Below are 17,027 nucleotides of genomic sequence, written 5' to 3'. Positions count from 1 at the left end.
TGGCCCTATCGCGCGGGGCCGCAGCACGCAAGGCTGGTCAGGCGGCGATGTCGTAAGGCTGGATATCGCCGTCCAGGTAAAGCTTGCGGGCCTTTGCGCGGCTGAGCTTTCCCGAGCTGGTGCGCGGCAGCGTGCGCGGCGGCACCAGTTCGATGACGCAGTTCATGCCCGTGATGGAGCGGACCCGGTCCCGGATCTCGTCGCGCAGCCGTCCGCGTTCCTCCACATCGGAAGTCCGGCACTGGACCAGCACGGCCGGCGTTTCCTCCCCGCCCGGCATCGTGATCGAGAAGGCGGCGATGTCGCCAGCTTTGAAGCCCGGCAGCTGCTCCACCGCCCACTCAATGTCTTGCGGCCAGTGATTTTTCCCGTTGATGATGATCATGTCCTTGGCGCGGCCGACCACGTAGATATAGCCGTCGGACATGTACCCCATGTCGCCCGTGTCGAGCCAACCCTCGCGGTCCAGGCAAGCGGCGGTCGCTTCCTCGTCCCGGAAATAGCCGACCATGATCGAGGGGCCGCGCGCGAATACCTTGCCGATCGCGCGGTCGGGCAGCGGACGGCCTTCCTCGTCGCGGATCAACACTTCCATATCCTTGACCGGCCGGCCGCAATTGACGATCGCGCGGAAACGCTGCGGCCGATCACGCTGCGCATCTCCGCCGGACAGCAAAGTCTCCTCGACCAGTTCGACCATGATCCCTTCGCCGGGCGGCATGATCGATACCGCGAGGGTCGCCTCGGCCAGGCCGTAGCTCGGCAGGAAGCTGCGCGCGTCGAACCCTGCTTCCGCGAACGCATCGACAAAGGCCTGCATCACGTCCGGCCGGATCATGTCCGCGCCATTGCCCGCCACGCGCCAGCGCGACAGGTCGAAGCGCTCGGCGACATGGGTTTGGCTGGATACGCGTCGCGAACAGATGTCGTAGCCGAACGTCGGCGAATAGCTAAGAGTGGTGCCTTCGTTCCGGCTGATGAGATCGAGCCAGGCGAGCGGCCGACGTGCGAAATCCTCGGTCTTGAGGTAATCGGCCGAGACTTGGTTCGCGACCGGAGAGAGCAGGCAGCCGACCAGCCCCATGTCATGGTACCAGGGCAGCCAGGAAACGCAGCGATCGGTGTCGACCACCGCCATGCCGTGGCTATGCGCGGACAGGTTGTTGAGCAGCGCCCGGTGCGTCACCGCGACACCATGCGGGAAACGGGTCGAGCCGCTCGAATATTGAAGATAGGCGATGTCGTCCGGGTCGGCGTTGGGCAGCGCCGCCGGTGCGACGACTCCTTGCGCGAACACCTCCCAGATGATGCCCTCGACCCCGGCCCTCTTGGCCGCCGCGCCCGCTATGGCGGCAAGCTCGGCGGGATAGAAGAAGACCTTCGGGTCGGCGCTCCGCATCTGGACGCCTAATTGATCGATGTAGGAGTCGCGCCCGCCAAAGGAGGTCGGGAGCGGCAGCGGCACCGGCCAGGCGCCGGCATATACCGCGCCGAAGAAGAGGGCGGCGAATTCGGGCCCGGTCTCTGCGACCATGGCGATCCGGTCACCGGGGCTCACCCCATGCCCGATCAGCCGGTAAGCGGCCGCAAGCGCGTCTTCGCGCAGCTCCGAATAAGGATAAGCGCGGGCGATCCTGCCGCGCGGGTCATGGAAATTCAGGCCGCGCGAACCCGTCGCCGCATAGTCGAGCGCGTCGCCGAGTGTGCGGAAATCGGCAAAACGGCGGGGCAGGGCGTCCTTGGTCGGCGTGTAGCCGTCCGGCGCCGAATGCTCGAACATCCGAGCTACCTGACCCTCACCTTTGCCGAGCACGTCGAGCTTCGTCCTTTAGCTATCGGCAGGCGCGGCGCTGCTGAGCCGGCTTTGCACCCTCGTCCAGCGTTTCTATTCCGGTCCGACTATGGCACAATCATGGCGCGTTGAAATCGGACCGCCATCGAAAGGCCAGGCCGCCCCTCGACCGCGGCGGTCTCGAGCGCCTGGCCCTCCACTATGCCGGGCGCTACGCCACCACCCGGGCGAAGCTCACCGCCTATCTCGTTAGAAAGCTTCGGGAAAGGGGATGGACGGAAGAGCGTGAGCCACCACTCGACTCGCTGGTCGAGCGGTTCACCGAACTCGGCTATGTTGACGATCAGGCATTTGCCTCGGCCCGGGCCGCCTCGCTCCAGCGCCGCGGCTATGGCGGTCGGCGGATCGACCAGGCGCTCAAGGCTGCCGGTATCGACGAGGAGGATAGCGCCCCCATCAGGGCCGCGGCCGAAGACGGCGCGTGGGCCGCCGCACTGCGCTTCGCCGAGCGCAAGCGGATCGGCCCATACGCTGCGGAGCCTCTGGACCGCCCTGCCCGCGAGCGCGCATTCGCGGCGATGGTCCGCGCCGGGCACCAAATGGACACTATTCGTCGCGTGCTCGATGCGGCTCCCGGTGAAATCCCGAATCCAGACAATATGTAAAAAGTCCGGACAGACGGTTCACAAGGGCGCAAAAGCCATGATAGGCCATGCGTTCTTGGACTTGGTAGATCTTGCGTTAATGAATTCACGCGGTGAAATGCTTGCCGAAGATGGCGCCCCTGAACAGGGCGGAGCTCATGCGCGTCCTGAAGATGAGACGCTTATTAAGCTGACCGGCACGATGAAATGGTTCGACGCCACCCGCGGCTTCGGTTTCCTGATCAGCGAGCAGGCCAAGGGCGACGTTCTGGTTCACTTCAGCGTGCTCAAGGAACATGATCGGCGTAGCCTGCCCGAAGGCGCGATCGTCGAATGCCTGGTGGCCGAGCAGGAGCGCGGGCTCCAGGCGCGCAAAGTGCTCTCGATCGACCTCAGCCAGGCGATCGTGCCCGAGCAGCCCCGCCCCAGGACCGGCGATGGCGAGCGGGTCGATCCAGCCGCATTGATCGACGAGGCCGGGGAATTCGAGCCGGTACACGTCAAGTGGTTCAACCGGCTGAAGGGATACGGCTTCCTGGTCCGCGACGATGGTCCGGAGGAGGACATCTTCGTTCACATGGAGACGGTCCGCCGCGGTGGCCTTCCCGATCTCACGCCCGACGAGTCGCTGCGCGCCCGCATCGCGGTCGGCCGCAAGGGCCCGCTCGCCGTCGAGGTCTCCGCGCGTTAGCCGACCCTTGCGCAGCCTTCGCCGAACCGGCTAGGCGGAGCGCCGATGGGAATGTTCAAGAACATGTTCACCTGGTGGGAAGGCGCCGGGTTCAGCACGATGCTGTTCACCCGGCGCAACGGCCGCCAGGTCGGCAAGGATGCGCACGGCAACCTCTACTATGTCTCAAAGCAAGGCGATCGGCGCTGGGTCATCTATAACGGCCCCAACGATACAAGCCGGATCCCGGCCGACTGGTATGCCTGGATGCACCGCCAGATCGATGGCGTCCCGGATGACGCGCTGCCGCCCGTGCGCAAGTTCGAGAAGCCGCGTGAGCCGAATCTTACTGGTACCGTCCAGGCTTATCGTCCGTCGGGCGCGCTCGAGCGTGGCGGGCAGCGCGCCGCGGCGAGCGGTGACTATGAAGCCTGGGTTCCCGAATAAACCATGAAAGCTGCGGTCCGCGAGCATCTCGTCGAGGCTGGGGTCGGCCTGCTGGTCGTCCTCGCGGCGCTCTGGTTCGTGACCTTCGCGGTCGCTCGAACCGGCGGCGGCGCGGCCGACTCGATCAGGGTCAAGGCCCTGTTCCCGGCCGCGAACGGAGTTTCGGTCGGCACTGATGTGCGGATCGCCGGGCTCAAGGTCGGCACCGTCGCCGCCCAGCGGCTGGAGCCGCAAAGCTACCAGGCAGAAGTCACGCTCGCGCTGGACCGGAGCGTCTCTGTTCCCTCGGACAGCAGCGCCGCGATTACGAGCGAGAGCCTGCTCGGCGGCAGCTATGTCGCGCTTCTCCCCGGCGGTTCCGAGACACCGCTCAAGAATGGCGACACGATCCTCGAGACCCAGGGCTCGGTGGACATGATGAGCCTGGTGGGCTCCGTCATAAACCGCTCCAACAGCGATGCTCCTTCCACACCGCCAAGCGAGGGTCTCGGCACGATGGATGAGGCGCCCGCGCAGTGACTCGCACCCTCGCGGCCGCAACCGCTCTCATGCTGCTCGCCGGCTGCGGTGGGCCGGACGTGCCGCAACCGCAGCGCAAGCAGAAAGTGGAGGCCGAGCCGGAGCCGGAAACCGTGGATATTCCCCAGACGGTGGCCACCATCGCGCCCGGCACCACGCCGATGCCGCAGCGTGTCGCCGTGGTAGGCCTGCTCAACAAGCGCAACGGCATCTCCCGCGACCTCGAGATGAAGCCAGGCCAGGCGCTGCGCGTTGGCGACGTGGTGGTCCGTCTGCGCGCTTGCGAGACCACCGCACCTTGGGAAGTCCAGAAGCTGACTGGCGCCTTCGTGCAGCTTGATGTTCGCAATCCGCAAGGACAATTCCGTCGCGTCTTCTCAGGATGGCTCTACAAAGAGACGCCGTCGCTGAACGCAGTCGAGCACCCGATCTACGACGTGTGGCCCAAAAGCTGCGCGATGACGCACCCCGGCGACGTGCCCGGTCCCGATGCGGCAGGGGACGCCAAGAATCGTTCCAAAGCGCCGAATTCCGGAGGGCCCGCCACGCCGCCCGCCAGAGCCGACGACAGCACGGTGACGTAGTCGCTCTGCAGCATCTCGACCGCGCCCAGGCTGCGCAGATGCTCGGTCATGAACTGGCAGTCGAGCAACGAGAAACCCCCGAGGGTCAGGCGCGCAACCAGCCAAGCCAGCGCCACCTTGGAGGCGTCCGCGCGGGCGGAGAACATGCTTTCCCCGAAAAAGGCCCCGCCGAGCTTCACGCCGTATAGGCCGCCGGCGAGTTCGCCATTGTGCCAGCATTCGATCGAGTGGGCATGGCCAAGCCGATGGAGCCGGTTGAAACCCGCTTCGATCTGCGCGTTGATCCACGTCTCCTCGCGTTCGGAACAGCGCCTCAGCACGTCCGCGAAGGCCTGGTCGCGCGTGACCTCGAAGGTCCCGGAGCGGATCGTCTTGCGGAGCGAGCGCGACATTCGGAAGCCGTCCAGGGGCATGATCGCCCGGCGTTTGGGCTCGACCCAGAAGACCTCCCTTGCGTCCCGGCTGTCGGCCATCGGAAACACTCCGATTGCATAAGCGCGGAGCAGCAAGTCCGGATCGATCGAGGACATCGCAGCACGATTGCGAGTTGGCCCCGTCCGGGTCAACCGGCTTTGCCCAAACGCCCCAGCCGTCGCTCGATTGCTGCCCACAGGTCCGACAGGGCTGCTGCGGCAGGCGAGCGGGCGGCGAACTCCCCGACCGGCGCCCGCCTCACGCCCATTTCCTCGACCGCGCTCGCCATCGGCACCACCGGCCAGTCGGGCTGCTCTTCCAGCGCCTGGCGGTGCAGCGTCCTGCGCCGATCCACCATGTTGTAGACCGGCAGAACCGCGCCGCGGCGCAGGCCCTTGCGGTCGAGGAATTCGATCACCTCATCGAGCGCACGTCGCGACAGAGCCGAGGGAATGACAGGCACGATCACCAGGTCGGCCGCACGCAGCACCTGCTCGCTTGTCTCGGTCAGCCCCGGCGGGCAATCGAGCAGCACGCGCTCATGCTCGCGGCCGACCTCGCCAAGCAGCCTCTCGAGCCGCCGTTTCTTGCCGAGGCCGAAGAAGAAGCTGTCCAGTCCCCGGAGCGAACGATCGGCTGGAAGCACGTCCAGCCCCGCGATCGCACTCGGGCGAATCAGGCGCTCGGGGGCGATTTCCCGGGCGAAGACCGCCTGGGCCTGCTCGCTTGCAGCATTGCCGGCACGGAGCAGAAACGTGGCCGCTGCCTGCGCGTCCAGGTCCCAGAGCAACGTGCTTCGCCCGGACTGCGCCGCGGCAGCCCAGGCGAGATTGACTGCGAAAGTGGTTTTCCCAACCCCGCCCTTCAGGCTGTAGATGGCGACGGAGCGCGACCGCGCCATGGGTCAGAGGATCTCGTGAACCCGGTCCTGCGGCCGCGCGAGCCGGACGCCCTTCTCGGTCTCCACCAGCGGTCGTTCGATCAGGACCGGGTTTGCGACCATCGCGTCCAAGATCGCATCATCGCTGACCCGACCGCTGAGTAGGTCAAGGTCTTGCGCGAGCGGCTCCTTCGCGCGCAGCCCGTCCCGCGCACTGATACCGGCGCGCTCCAAGAGCCGCTTGAGCTCGGTCTTTGACGGCGGGTGGCTGAGATACTCGACGACAGCGACGTCGGCGCCCGCAGATCGCAGGATCTCGAGGGTTTTGCGCGAAGTCCCGCAACGGGGATTGTGATAGATCGTGGCTTTCACGCCCGCCCTCTCCTTGGTTCCGCGGTCTTGTCGCACCTAGGCTTCGCGCTGGCCAGCCCGGGTCCTGCAGCAATGACCAAAAGCGCTCGCCGGGCCGTACAAAATCAGTTATGGGCCGCTCAAGGTGCGCCATGAATCCGCGCCGAAGCCGTTGCGCATGGCCCAGCGTGTCGGTTGAAACAGGGTTTCGGGCGCGGGAAAGATTTGAACGGAATGACTTTCGATAAAGGACGTCGCGGGGATCGCGGCGGGCGCGGCAGAGACAAGCGCGACGGTTTTGGCGGCGATGAAAGCTTCGGCGGCGGAGGCGGGTTCGAGGATCGGAGCAGCTACGGCGGCGGTGGCGGCCGCAGCGGCGGCTACAGCGGCGGCGGCAGCAGTTACGGTGGAGGCGGCGACCGCTTCGGCGGTGGTGGCGGCGGCTACGGCGGCGGCGGCGGTGGCTTTCGCGGCGGTGGCGGCGGCTTCAGCGGCGGCGGCGGCGGCGGATTTCGCGGCGGCGGCGGTGGTGGTGGCGGCGGCATGCCCCCCCAGGTCGTCGGGGAAGGCAAAGGCGTCGTCAAGTTTTTCAACGGACAGAAGGGCTTCGGCTTCATCGTGCGCGATGATGGTGGCGAAGACGTGTTCGTCCACATTTCGGCGGTTGAGCAAGCCGGCTTGACAGGGCTTGCCGATGGACAGCCGCTTGGCTTCACACTCGTCGATCGCGGTGGCCGGATTTCCGCTACCGATCTCAAGATCGAGGGAGAGCCGATGGCAGTGCAGGAGCGCGCGCCTCGCGAGGATCGCGGCGGCGGCGGCTTCGGCGGGGGAGCCGGCGGCGGCTTCGGCGGCGGCGGCGGCGGAGCTCCGCAGCGCCAGTTGACCGGCGAAAAGGCTTCGGGAACCGTTAAGTTCTTCAACGCAATGAAGGGCTTTGGCTTCATCAGCCGCGACGACGGACAACCGGACGCCTTTGTCCACATCTCGGCAGTCGAGCGCGCCGGTATGGCCAGCCTCAACGAGGGCGACCGCCTCGAATTCGAACTGGAAGTCGATCGTCGCGGCAAGACCGCCGCGGTGAACCTCGCGCCGATCCAGTAATCGACGCACCACTCCAACGAAGCCCGGCCGCTCGCTCGAGCGCGCCGGGCTTTGCTGTTTCCGAGTAGCGTCCCAGCCTCCTCAATGCCTCGCTGCGAGGCGCCTTATTGAGGCGGAGCGCCATAGCTGCGGCCGTCCGCCAGCTGAACAGTGACCGGGCCGCGCGGCTTGGCCGGAAGCAGCGAGCGGATGCGATCGAAGAGGCGTTTGGCCTCGCTCGGCCGCGCAATCCGGGCACACAGGTCGAATTCGCCTTCCCGGCCCCATGGCCTGCGTTCCACCGCTTGCACGGCCCGGTCCGCCCTCAGCAGCTTCTCGACGGATTGAGCCGCCGCGCCGTCTATCCCCATCGCATAGCTGCCGAAACGCACGGTCAAGGCGCACGCTGTGCCAGGAGCGCCACCAGCATTCTCGCCCTCGGACTCGGCCTTGGCCGTCATGCAACCACCGGCCGTTGCGGTGAGAAGAAGCAGAAGCGCATTGCTTGCCGCGGTCCCGGGCGCACCCATCCTCGAGCCGCTCATTGCGCCTGAATGATCCGTTCGATCTCCTCGACGGGATGCCCCGTCAGATCCTTCGCGATCTCGCCCGTGAGCCTTTTCTGCACTTCCTTGTGGTAGTGCTTGCGCAGTTCCCCGAGCGTGCGCGGCGGGGCGACGATGATGAGCGACTCGAATTCCTTGCGAAGCGCGCGCTGCTTCAGGATTTCAGCCGTCTCCGCGGCGAATTTGTCTTCCTCCAACTGGTGGAAATCGGTCTCCTCATAAGCGCTGCGCCCTGCTCCGCCTGATGCATCGAAGGTGCGGCCCGGTTCGGATCGTCCCAGCTCCTGGCGCGACAGATTCTCCTGCTCGCGCTTGCGCTCCACTTCCAGCTTCAGGAATTCGGCATCGCCCTCGTTGCGGAAGAACAGCATCTTCGCGCCGTCCGCGACCACCACGCAGCTGCCATGTGGAACCTCCATCTCATTCTCCTCGTGAACCTTGCCCGATCAACCCGCGACCGCGCCGATGGTTTCGGCTGCGCCCTTGCCAGACGGGCCGGGGCGACAGCATAGCGCGCCCGATATGCGCATCCTTCTCACCAACGACGACGGCGTGAATGCCGCGGGCCTCAAGGTCCTGGAGCGGATCGCCGCGACCTTGTCGGACGATGTCTGGATCGTGGCCCCGACGGAGGAGCAGTCGGGCGCAGGCCATTCGCTGACCCTCACCAAGCCCGTCCGCCTCCGCCACCTCGGCGAGCGGCGCTTCTGCGTCTCCGGCACGCCGACCGACTCGGTCATGATGGCGATCGCCCACATCATGAAGGATCAGCCGCCCGATCTGGTCCTGTCCGGCGTCAACCGCGGCGCCAATCTCGGCGAGGACGTCACCTATTCCGGCACGGTTTCGGCCGCGATGGAGGGCGCGCTCGCCGGCATACCCTCGATCGCGCTGAGCCAGAGCTACGCCCGCGAAGGCATGGGCGACACCGTCCCGTTCGCCGCCGCCGAGGCCTGGGCACAGCGCGTTCTGCGCCCCATCGTCGAAAGCCCGATGGAGCCCCGCACCTTGGTCAACATCAACTTCCCCGCGCTTCCGCCCGATGAGGTGAAGGGCGTCCGCGTCACCCAGCAGGGGCTGCGGGACTATGGTCGCCTTCGCATCGTCCAGCGCACCGACCCGCGCGGCTACGATTATTTCTGGTTCGGTCTCGGCCCCATGATGGAGACCCCGGGTCATTCCACCGACCTCGAGGCGATCGCCGACGGCTATGTCTCGGTGACGCCGCTCCACCTCGACCTCACCCACGGCCCGTCGATGGGAAGGCTGCTCGAGCTGTACCCATGACGCGCGCTCGCCGCCCCGATCGCGTGACGCTGAGGCGGCCCAGCCCGCTTCCCGTCTGGGCGCAGATCGCCTGGCGCGTGGCCTTCGTGCTGTTCCTGCTTGGCCTTGCCCTTGGCGTCCACTGGCTGGAGCGCAAGGGCCTCAAGGACACACATGACGGCGTCGTCGACTTCTACGACATCCTCTATTTCACCTCCATCAGCATCACCACCACCGGCTACGGCGATATCGTGCCGATCAGCCGCGAGGCGCGGATGTTCGACGCCTTTGTCGTGACGCCGATCCGCATCTTCTTCGTCCTCATCTTCATCGGCACCGCCTACAGCCTTGTATTCCGCCGATCCTGGGAGAAATGGCGCATGGAGCGCATCCAACGGGCCCTGTCCGGCCATGTCATCATCGCCGGCTTCGGCATTAGCGGCGCCGAGGCGCTGGACGAGCTGCTCGCCCGCGGTCAGAAGGCGAGCGAGGTCGTGGTGGTCGATCCCGATCCCGAAGCGCTCGAACGGCCGCTCTCGCTCGGCTGCGCGGTGGTCGAGGCCGACGCCACTCGGGACAAGGCGCTTACGGAAGTGCGGGTCGCCGAAGCCCGGGCGATGATCGTCGCTCCCGGCCGCGACGATACCGCGATCCTGATCACCCTCACCGCCCGCCACCTCGCACCCAAGCTCAAGATCAGCGTCGCCGTGCGCAATGCGGACAATGAGCTGCTCGCCCGCCAGGCCGGCGCCACCACCGTCATCAACCCGGTCAGCTTCGCCGGACTGCTACTCGCCGGCTCCACTCATGGCGCGCACATTTCGGACTACATCGCCGACCTCGCCTCATCCAGCGGCCGCGTCCGACTCGCGGAACGCGAAGTCGAACCGCAAGAATGCGGTAAGGCGTTGCAGGAGGTCACCCACGGCCTCGGTGTGCGTGTCTACCGCAACGGCATCCCGCACGGCTTCTGGGAACCCGAGGCTCGCTCGCTCCTTCCCGGCGACTGCATCGTGGAGATCCTGCCGACGTTGAAAGCAGAGCGGGATCTGGGCTGATCAGCGGAACGGCGGCTCGTTGAACGCACGCAACTTGCGGCTGTGGAGCCGACGGCTGTTTGCCCGCATCAGCTCGCAGGCCACGATGCCGATCCGCAGATGCTCGTCGATTGCGCGCTCGTAAAAGCGGTTGGCCTGGCCCGGCAGCTTGATCTCGCCGTGGATCGGCTTGTCGGACACACACAGCAAGGTGCCGTATGGCACGCGGAACCGATAACCCTGGGCCGCAATCGTCGCCGATTCCATGTCGATCGCCACTGCCCGCGACTTGTTGAACAGCAAGGCCGAGGACGAATAGCGCAATTCCCAGTTGCGATCGTCGGTGGTCACCACCGTGCCCGTCCGCAGCCGCTGGCGCAGCGCGATCTCGTCCTCGCCGCTGACCGTCAGCGCCGCTTCCTGCAACGCCTGCTGCACCTCGGCGATCGGCGGGATCGGCACGGTCGGCGAAAGCACCGCGTCCAGCACATGGTCGTCGCGAAGATAAGCGTGGGCGAGTACATAGTCGCCGATCTTCTGGCTTTCGCGCAGGCCCCCGCAATGGCCGATCATCAGCCACGCCTCCGGCCTCAGCACCGCGAGGTGATCGGTGATCGTCTTCGCGTTCGAAGGCCCCACGCCGATATTGGCGAGGGTGATGCCGCAGCGACCTTCGGCGATCAGGTGATAGGCCGGCATCTGGTGACGCCGCCACATGCCGTCTGCGATCATTCGGTCGGGGTCGGCGTCGGCGGCCGTCACCATCAAGCCCCCTGCCCCTGCCAGCGCGGTGTAGCCGCTCGCCGGGTCGCGCACCTGCTCGATCGCCCAGCGAACGAACGCGTCGACGTAGCGATGATAGTTGGTGAACAGCATATAGCGCTGGAAATGCTCGGGCTCGGTGCCTGAATAATGGCGCAGCCGCGCCAGCGAAAAGTCCACCCTCAGCGCGTCGAACAATGCGAGCGGCTGCGGATCTCCCGGAGCCGACCACCATTCCCCGTCGGCAATCTCGTCCCCGATATGGGCAAGCTCCGTGCCCGGAAAACAGCGCGCCAGGTCCGACGCGGCGACAGCGGCGAAGGCGATGCCGTCGCCGATCACATAGGCGTAGGGAATCTCCTGGCTCGATCGCCCAACTTCGATGTCGATGTCATAATTGCCGAGCAGGAAATCGAGCTGCTCGGTCAGATAGTCGGCGAACAGCTCCGGCCGAGTGACGCTCTGCGCATACAGACCGGGCGTCGTCAGCCGCCCATAAGCCCGGCCGGCCGGGGACTTTGCCGGATCGCCATGGTAGCGGATGCGCAGCTCCGGATAGGCGAACGCGCCCGACTTGCGCCACTCAGGGTCGGGCACCTCCCCGGCTTCAATGAAGCGCTGCAGCGCCCCTTTCAGGTTCTGAACGGATTCGGAAAAAATCGCCTGCAACTGCTGTAGGTAGGGCGCGGAACGGGACTCTGTCATCACTTCGGCCTTAGCGGCGCGCTACGGCTCACGCCAGCCGTGCGACCGGCCGCCGTTTGATACCCCCGCCGACGTAACGCCTAGAAACCGCCGCACTCGGCGCCTACATGAGCGCATCCCATGGCTACTGTTCTTCCTTCACCGCCCAAGGTCGGCATGGTTTCGCTCGGCTGTCCGAAAAACCTCGTCGATTCAGAGCGGATCCTGACCAAGCTGCGCTCGGACGGCTACGCCATGTCCGCGGATTATGCCGGGGCCGATGTGGTGCTGGTTAACACCTGCGGCTTCCTCGATTCCGCGAAGGAAGAGAGCCTGGAGGCGATCGGGGAGGCCGTGGCCGAGAATGGCCGCGTCATCGTCACCGGCTGCATGGGCAAGGAGGCCGAGACCATCCGCGCCCGCTTCCCCCAGGTGCTCGCGGTCACCGGCGCGCACCAATATGAGCAGGTGGTCGGCGCGGTTCACGAAGCGGCTCCGATGCCGCCGAGCGCGTTCCTAAACCTCGTGCCCGACGGCGGGCTGAAGCTTACGCCGCGCCACTACAGCTATCTCAAGATCTCCGAGGGCTGCAATCACCGCTGCAGCTTCTGTATCATTCCGTCGCTGCGCGGCGATCTCGTAAGCCGCCGCCCCGACGCGATCCTGCGCGAAGCCGAGAAGCTGATCGCCGCCGGCACGAGGGAATTGCTGGTCATCAGCCAGGACACCTCGGCCTATGGCGTCGACATGCGCCACCGCGCCTGGCCGTGGAAGGGCGGAGAAGTGCGCGCCCACATGACCGGTCTCGCTCGCGAGTTGGGTAAGCTCGGGGCCTGGGTGCGGCTCCACTATGTCTACCCCTACCCTCACGTCGACCAGGTCATTCCGCTAATGGCCGAGGGGCTGGTGCTCCCGTATCTCGACATCCCCTTCCAGCACGCCTCCCCGTCCGTGCTTCGGGCCATGAAGCGCCCGGCCAACCAGGTGAAGGTGCTGGAGCGGCTGCGCGTCTGGCGCGACATCTGCCCGGACATCGCGATCCGCTCCTCCTTCGTGGTCGGCTTCCCCGGCGAGACCGAGGCCGATTTCGAGTATCTGCTTGAATGGCTGGACGAGGCCCAGCTCGACCGCGTCGGCGCCTTCCGCTTCGAGCCCGTCGCCGGGGCGGCCGCCAACGACTTGCCCGGCGCGGTGCCGGAGGAAGTCAAGGAAGAGCGCTACGCCCGCATCATGGAGAAGACGGCCGCCATCTCCGCGGCCAAGCTCCAGGCCAAGGTCGGCCGGACGCTCAGCGTCATCATCGACCTCGCGGACGGTGAAGGCGGGGCCACCGGCCGCTCCACCGCCGACGCTCCGGAGATCGACGGCGAAGTCCACCTGCGCGATGCTACGCACCTCAAGTCGGGCGACATCGTCCCGGTCCGCATCGAAGACGCCGACGAACACGATTTATACGGGGTGTCGGTCAGCGCCGGTCATCCCTGAGGAAAATTGGCCCAGCGAGATGTCGACGTTGCACTCCGGTTTCCAAAATCGTTAACCACGCCTAGGCTCTCCGCTCTTCATTGGGGGGAGTCGATGCCTTCTCAGCCAAAGCGCCTTCAACTCGCCCTGATCGCCTCCGCCGTCTTCCTGGTGGCGGCAGCGCCGGCCGAGCGCCTTTCCTACGACCTGGGCGTGTTCCTGGCCGGCGAGTGCCTCTCGCCAAGTCTGACCGGTTGCGGGACCGCCGACGGGGTCGCGATTGCCAAACGTTCCGCATCCGAGGCGTTGCTCGACGCCGGGCGCGAGCCGCGCCTGGAACTCGATATCGCCGTGCTGAGCGACATCGGGCCGGAAGTGTCCGGGGGCGGAGGGCCAGAGTCTCCTCTGGCGCGCTGAGACCGCCCGCCATTCACTCTTTATTGCGACTTGCCGGCTAGGGTTCTTGCCATGCAGCACCAGACCCTGCCTGATCCGGCCTATCACCGCGTCCGCTCCGCCGACCGCAGCGACGTTGCCATTCCCTGCACGGTCGTGCGTATCGAGCAGCCGGATTGCCAGGGCGAAGTTCGCAATCTCTCTCCTGGCGGCGCGTTGCTCATCGCTTCGGAGGCGCTGCCCGCCAACAGCTTCGTGTCGCTGCGTTTCGGTGAGTGGGAGCCGGTCTCGGCGCAGGTCAAATGGTCCGATGGCGAGCAATGCGGCTGCCGATTCGTCCGCTCGCTGACGGTGCGCCAATATCTTCGGCTTCGTCAGGGCGAGGCCTTCGAAGCCACGCCGCCGGAGAAGACCAGCCTGTTCGACAAAGTCCGCAAGCTGCTCCCCCGCAAGGCCGCGTAAATCCGCACGCTCGCGGCGCTTGCCTTGCCGCGTCGTCATGTCGATGAGACGGCATGACCGATTTCGCTTCCCTTCTGCAGCCCGACAAGGGTCAATCCGCCACCTCGCTTCATCCCGTGGACAAGGCAGGGCTGGAGCCCTGGCTCGCCGGCCAGCCCGACCGCGTCCGTCAGGCCGTCTCCGCGCAAGGCTTCAAAGGCGAGGCCGCGCAGGTGGCGCTCTTGCCGGGCGAGAAGGCCGAATGGTCGGTTCTGGTCGGGGTGGGCGACTCCGCCAGCCTCGGCTCCTGGTGCCTCGCCAAAGCGGCCGAATGGTTGCCTGAAGGCTCGTACAGGCTTGTCGGCGCAAGCGCGGGAGCGGCGGCCCTCGGCTGGCTGCTCGGCCAGTATCGATTCGATCGCTACAAGAGCGAGCCCTCCCCCAAGGGCCCGCGCATCCTGCTGACCGACGAGCCGGCCCGGATCGAGGAAAGCATTCTCCTCGCAGCGGCGACAGGGTTGGTTCGGGACCTCGTCAACCTGCCGGCCAGCGACCTCGGCCCAGCCGAACTGGAGAGCGCGGTGCGGGAAGTCGCATCCGCCGGCGGCGCAAGCGTGACAGTGACACAGGGCGAGAAGCTCAGGCGGACCTTTCCCATGATTGCGGCGGTGGGCCAGGCAGCGGAGCCCGCGCGCGAACCTCGTCTGATCGAGTTCGAATGGGGCGATCGTGCCCATCCGCGGGTCGCGATCGTCGGCAAGGGCGTCGTGTTCGACACGGGCGGTCTCGATATCAAGAACGCTTCGGGCATGCGCATCATGAAAAAGGACATGGGCGGTGCAGCTCACGCCCTGGCCCTCGCCTCCTTGGTCATGAAGGCGCGCCTTCCGGTGCGCCTTCATCTCCTCATTCCGGCGGTCGAGAACGCGATCTCCGGCAGCGCTTTTCGCCCTGGCGATGTCCTTCGCAGCCGCAAGGGGCTGACGGTGGAGATCGGCAATACTGATGCCGAAGGTCGCCTGATCCTGGCAGACGCGCTCACCAAGGCGGTCGAGGGCGAACCCGAGCTGATCCTCGACTTCGCAACGCTGACCGGCGCCGCGCGCGTGGCGCTGGGCCCCGATCTTCCCGCCTTGTTCGCCAATGATGATGCGCTTGCCGCTGATCTTCTCTCGGCGGCGGAGGCGGCGGGCGATCCGATGTGGCGGATGCCGCTGTGGAAGGGCTATCACGAGCTGTTCGCCTCCGACGTCGCCGACTTCTCCAACGCTTCCGAATCGCCGTTTGCCGGCGCCGTGACGGCTGCCTTGTTCCTGGGCAAGTTCGTGCCCGACGGCGTGCCATGGGCGCATCTCGATACCTTCGCCTGGCGAGCGACTGCTAAGCCAGGACGACCGAAAGGGGGGGAGGCGCTCGGCCTGCGCGCCGCCTGGGGGCTGCTGAAGGCTCGCTACGGGGCCTGAGACGGACGCGCGCTTTCCCGCGTCGAATTCGCATTAACCTACGAAACGAAAGCGATTCTGACTGGTTGTAGCTCCGAAACGTCAACTCGGGGGCGAGACGGAGAAGCCAAGTGTCAGAACGTTCGCTGAAGAGCTGGATGCAGACCCTGATCGGATATGTCCGCTCCGGTCAGCCCGATCTTACAAACCGTCAGATGGCACTCATGCTGCTCGTTTATCTGACGCCGGGGCCGCATACCGTGCGTGGCCTCGCCAATATCCTGGGCGTGTCCAAGCCGGTCATCACGCGCGCCTTGAACACGCTTGGCACGCTCGGCTATCTGCGGCGCGTGCGTGACGAGGCGGACCGCCGCAACGTGTTCGTTGCGAAAACCAGCACGGGACAGGAATTCCTTGAAGGCTTCGAGCAAAATATCGAGCAGCAGGAGCAAGCTCCGCGCCGAGCCGCCAAGGAACGAGCCTTCATCCTCCAGCACGGCTGAGCGGTTCACGCTGACCGGGCCGTCGCTACGGCTCGACCCACGGGTTCACGCCTACCGAACCGACATCGCCGACATCGCCTTGGCCGGGCAGTTGTTCGCACCTCATTACGCCGTGCCGATGATGCGCGGATGCGGCGCGCGGCCGACGTTCGTGCGTCCCACCGCCTCGACCCAGTCAGCGCCGTCGTCCGAGCTTCTCCCGGGCGAAACGTTCGCGGTGCTGGAGCTCTCCTCCCACTGGGCATGGGGCTATTGCGGTCACGATCATTATGTCGGCTACGTGTCGGCCATTGACCTGATCGATGCGTCACCACCTACCCACATCGTCGCAGCCGCCCATGCGCCGATCCACTCCGCGCCGGACAATCGCGCGCCGGTGCTGACAAACCTCCCGATGGGTGCGCGAGTGACGGGCGTGGAACGCTCCGGATTCCTGGGCACGGACGTCGGCTATCTCCCGTTTACCACGGTTCGGCCGCTCGATGCTTACGAACACGACCCGGTGGCTGTCGCGGAGCGGCTGAACGACGCGCCTTATCTCCTGGGCGGGCGGACGGTGAGCGGGATCGACTGTTCGGGGCTGGTGCAGATCTCGCTAGCCTTATGCGGCATCCGTTCGCCGCGAGACAGCGATCAGCAACGCGCGCTCGGTCAGCCGCTGGCCCAGGATGCGGAGCCCAGACGGGGAGACCTGCTTTTCTTTGAAGGTCATGTCGGCTTCATGGCAGACGCCGAACGCCTGATCCACGCGACGGGCCATCATGGGCGGGTGGTTGTGGAGCCGCTGGAGGAGGTCACCGCCCGAACCGCTGTCGTGGACCGCAGGCGCCTTCCCTAGCCGCTACATCTCGCCCTTGGCTTTCCGTAGCGCGTACCACTTGGCGACATTGGCATTGTGCTCGGCAAGCGTCTCCGCGAAGACGTGCCCGCCACTGCCATCGGCGACGAAATAAAGCGCCTCAGTCTGCGCCGGGTCGAGCACGGCCGCGATCGACTCCCGTCCCGGGTTGGCGATGGGTCCGACCGGCAGGCCAGCCATACGGTAGGTGTTGTACCCGTTGGGGCGGTCCAACTCCGATCGG

The 17,027-nt window shown here is 66.2% G+C and carries 21 protein-coding genes and 1 pseudogene; 14 read left to right on the top strand and 8 right to left on the bottom strand.

The annotated features are described in order from the left end of the window. Nucleotides 1–37 precede the first annotated feature (37 nt). Nucleotides 38–1,780, bottom strand: a complete 1,743-nt coding sequence (locus tag VF631_RS08085) for a fatty acyl-AMP ligase (RefSeq protein WP_431849779.1) — start codon at nucleotides 1,778–1,780, stop codon at nucleotides 38–40. A gap of 140 nt (nucleotides 1,781–1,920) precedes the next feature. Here VF631_RS08085 and VF631_RS08080 point away from each other — a divergent pair, with 140 nt between their 5' ends. The 5 genes and pseudogenes from VF631_RS08080 to VF631_RS08060 form a co-directional block, all read left to right on the top strand. After that, the gene (locus VF631_RS08080; protein ID WP_431849778.1) at nucleotides 1,921–2,457 is read left to right on the top strand and encodes a regulatory protein RecX; all 537 of its coding nucleotides are present in this window, start codon (nucleotides 1,921–1,923) and stop codon (nucleotides 2,455–2,457) included. Between the two features lie 97 nt (nucleotides 2,458–2,554). After that, the gene (locus tag VF631_RS08075) at nucleotides 2,555–3,127 is read left to right on the top strand and encodes a cold-shock protein (protein WP_431849777.1); all 573 of its coding nucleotides are present in this window, start codon (nucleotides 2,555–2,557) and stop codon (nucleotides 3,125–3,127) included. Nucleotides 3,128–3,172: 45 nt separating this feature from the next. After that, nucleotides 3,173–3,553 (top strand): NADH:ubiquinone oxidoreductase subunit NDUFA12, encoded by a 381-nt coding sequence (locus tag VF631_RS08070; protein ID WP_431849776.1) that lies wholly within the window; start codon nucleotides 3,173–3,175, stop codon nucleotides 3,551–3,553. Between the two features lie 3 nt (nucleotides 3,554–3,556). Next, the gene (locus tag VF631_RS08065; RefSeq protein ID WP_431849775.1) at nucleotides 3,557–4,072 is read left to right on the top strand and encodes an outer membrane lipid asymmetry maintenance protein MlaD; all 516 of its coding nucleotides are present in this window, start codon (nucleotides 3,557–3,559) and stop codon (nucleotides 4,070–4,072) included. Nucleotides 4,073–4,101: 29 nt separating this feature from the next. Beyond that, a pseudogene (locus VF631_RS08060) lies at nucleotides 4,102–4,467 on the top strand (DUF2155 domain-containing protein); the annotation flags it as partial. A gap of 35 nt (nucleotides 4,468–4,502) precedes the next feature. On the opposite strand, the gene aat reads toward VF631_RS08060, so the two are convergent. From aat to arsC, 3 genes are read right to left on the bottom strand one after another with little or no spacing between them, the layout of a single operon-like run. Next, on the bottom strand, nucleotides 4,503–5,186 hold the full coding sequence (aat, locus tag VF631_RS08055) for a leucyl/phenylalanyl-tRNA--protein transferase (RefSeq protein ID WP_431849774.1): 684 nt from the start codon (nucleotides 5,184–5,186) through the stop codon (nucleotides 4,503–4,505). Between the two features lie 32 nt (nucleotides 5,187–5,218). Then, nucleotides 5,219–5,971 (bottom strand): ParA family protein, encoded by a 753-nt coding sequence (locus tag VF631_RS08050; RefSeq protein WP_431849773.1) that lies wholly within the window; start codon nucleotides 5,969–5,971, stop codon nucleotides 5,219–5,221. 3 nt (nucleotides 5,972–5,974) lie between these two features. Continuing rightward, nucleotides 5,975–6,322 (bottom strand): arsenate reductase (glutaredoxin), encoded by a 348-nt coding sequence (gene arsC, locus VF631_RS08045; RefSeq protein WP_431849772.1) that lies wholly within the window; start codon nucleotides 6,320–6,322, stop codon nucleotides 5,975–5,977. A 213-nt stretch (nucleotides 6,323–6,535) separates the two neighbouring features. On the opposite strand from arsC, the gene VF631_RS08040 reads away from it, so the two are divergent. After that, nucleotides 6,536–7,405 carry a cold-shock protein gene (locus VF631_RS08040; protein WP_431849771.1) on the top strand — a complete coding sequence of 290 codons (870 nt, stop codon included), beginning with the start codon at nucleotides 6,536–6,538 and terminating at the stop codon, nucleotides 7,403–7,405. Between the two features lie 104 nt (nucleotides 7,406–7,509). Here VF631_RS08040 and VF631_RS08035 read toward each other — a convergent pair whose 3' ends face one another. Further along, nucleotides 7,510–7,914: a hypothetical protein gene (locus tag VF631_RS08035; protein ID WP_431849770.1), complete on the bottom strand. Its 405-nt coding sequence runs from the start codon at nucleotides 7,912–7,914 to the stop codon at nucleotides 7,510–7,512. Between the two features lie 11 nt (nucleotides 7,915–7,925). Next, entirely contained in the window at nucleotides 7,926–8,369 is a 444-nt protein-coding gene (locus tag VF631_RS08030) for a host attachment family protein (protein WP_431849769.1), read from the bottom strand. 103 nt (nucleotides 8,370–8,472) lie between these two features. Between VF631_RS08030 and surE the strand changes: the two genes are divergently transcribed. After that, nucleotides 8,473–9,237 (top strand): 5'/3'-nucleotidase SurE, encoded by a 765-nt coding sequence (gene surE, locus VF631_RS08025; RefSeq protein WP_431849768.1) that lies wholly within the window; start codon nucleotides 8,473–8,475, stop codon nucleotides 9,235–9,237. Beyond that, nucleotides 9,234–10,274, top strand: a complete 1,041-nt coding sequence (locus VF631_RS08020) for a potassium channel family protein (RefSeq protein WP_431849767.1) — start codon at nucleotides 9,234–9,236, stop codon at nucleotides 10,272–10,274. The genes surE and VF631_RS08020 overlap by 4 nt, the downstream gene beginning before the upstream one ends. Here the strand turns inward: VF631_RS08020 and VF631_RS08015 are convergent, their stop codons facing one another. Further along, on the bottom strand, nucleotides 10,275–11,720 hold the full coding sequence (locus VF631_RS08015) for an AMP nucleosidase (protein WP_431849766.1): 1,446 nt from the start codon (nucleotides 11,718–11,720) through the stop codon (nucleotides 10,275–10,277). A gap of 120 nt (nucleotides 11,721–11,840) precedes the next feature. Here VF631_RS08015 and rimO point away from each other — a divergent pair, with 120 nt between their 5' ends. From rimO to VF631_RS07985, 6 genes are all read left to right on the top strand, one after another. Continuing rightward, nucleotides 11,841–13,184 carry a 30S ribosomal protein S12 methylthiotransferase RimO gene (gene rimO, locus VF631_RS08010; RefSeq protein ID WP_431849765.1) on the top strand — a complete coding sequence of 448 codons (1,344 nt, stop codon included), beginning with the start codon at nucleotides 11,841–11,843 and terminating at the stop codon, nucleotides 13,182–13,184. A gap of 93 nt (nucleotides 13,185–13,277) precedes the next feature. Then, nucleotides 13,278–13,580 carry a hypothetical protein gene (locus VF631_RS08005; RefSeq protein WP_431849764.1) on the top strand — a complete coding sequence of 101 codons (303 nt, stop codon included), beginning with the start codon at nucleotides 13,278–13,280 and terminating at the stop codon, nucleotides 13,578–13,580. 51 nt (nucleotides 13,581–13,631) lie between these two features. After that, on the top strand, nucleotides 13,632–14,021 hold the full coding sequence (locus tag VF631_RS08000; protein WP_431849763.1) for a PilZ domain-containing protein: 390 nt from the start codon (nucleotides 13,632–13,634) through the stop codon (nucleotides 14,019–14,021). Nucleotides 14,022–14,074: 53 nt separating this feature from the next. Further along, nucleotides 14,075–15,463, top strand: a complete 1,389-nt coding sequence (locus VF631_RS07995; RefSeq protein ID WP_431849762.1) for a leucyl aminopeptidase family protein — start codon at nucleotides 14,075–14,077, stop codon at nucleotides 15,461–15,463. Nucleotides 15,464–15,600: 137 nt separating this feature from the next. After that, the gene (locus VF631_RS07990) at nucleotides 15,601–15,945 is read left to right on the top strand and encodes a MarR family transcriptional regulator (RefSeq protein ID WP_431849812.1); all 345 of its coding nucleotides are present in this window, start codon (nucleotides 15,601–15,603) and stop codon (nucleotides 15,943–15,945) included. A gap of 79 nt (nucleotides 15,946–16,024) precedes the next feature. Then, a complete protein-coding gene (locus VF631_RS07985; RefSeq protein ID WP_431849761.1) occupies nucleotides 16,025–16,783 on the top strand; it encodes a C40 family peptidase in 759 nt (252 codons plus the stop codon). 3 nt (nucleotides 16,784–16,786) lie between these two features. Here the strand turns inward: VF631_RS07985 and VF631_RS07980 are convergent. Then, the coding region (locus VF631_RS07980) for an endolytic transglycosylase MltG (RefSeq protein ID WP_431849760.1) at nucleotides 16,787–17,027 on the bottom strand (241 nt) is incomplete at its 5' end.

It is taken from the genome of Allosphingosinicella sp., from assembly GCF_036387615.1.
Classification (GTDB): Bacteria; Pseudomonadota; Alphaproteobacteria; order Sphingomonadales; family Sphingomonadaceae; genus Allosphingosinicella.
Note: the sequence above shows the minus strand (reverse complement) of the source record. Positions and strands in the feature narration are given on the sequence as shown.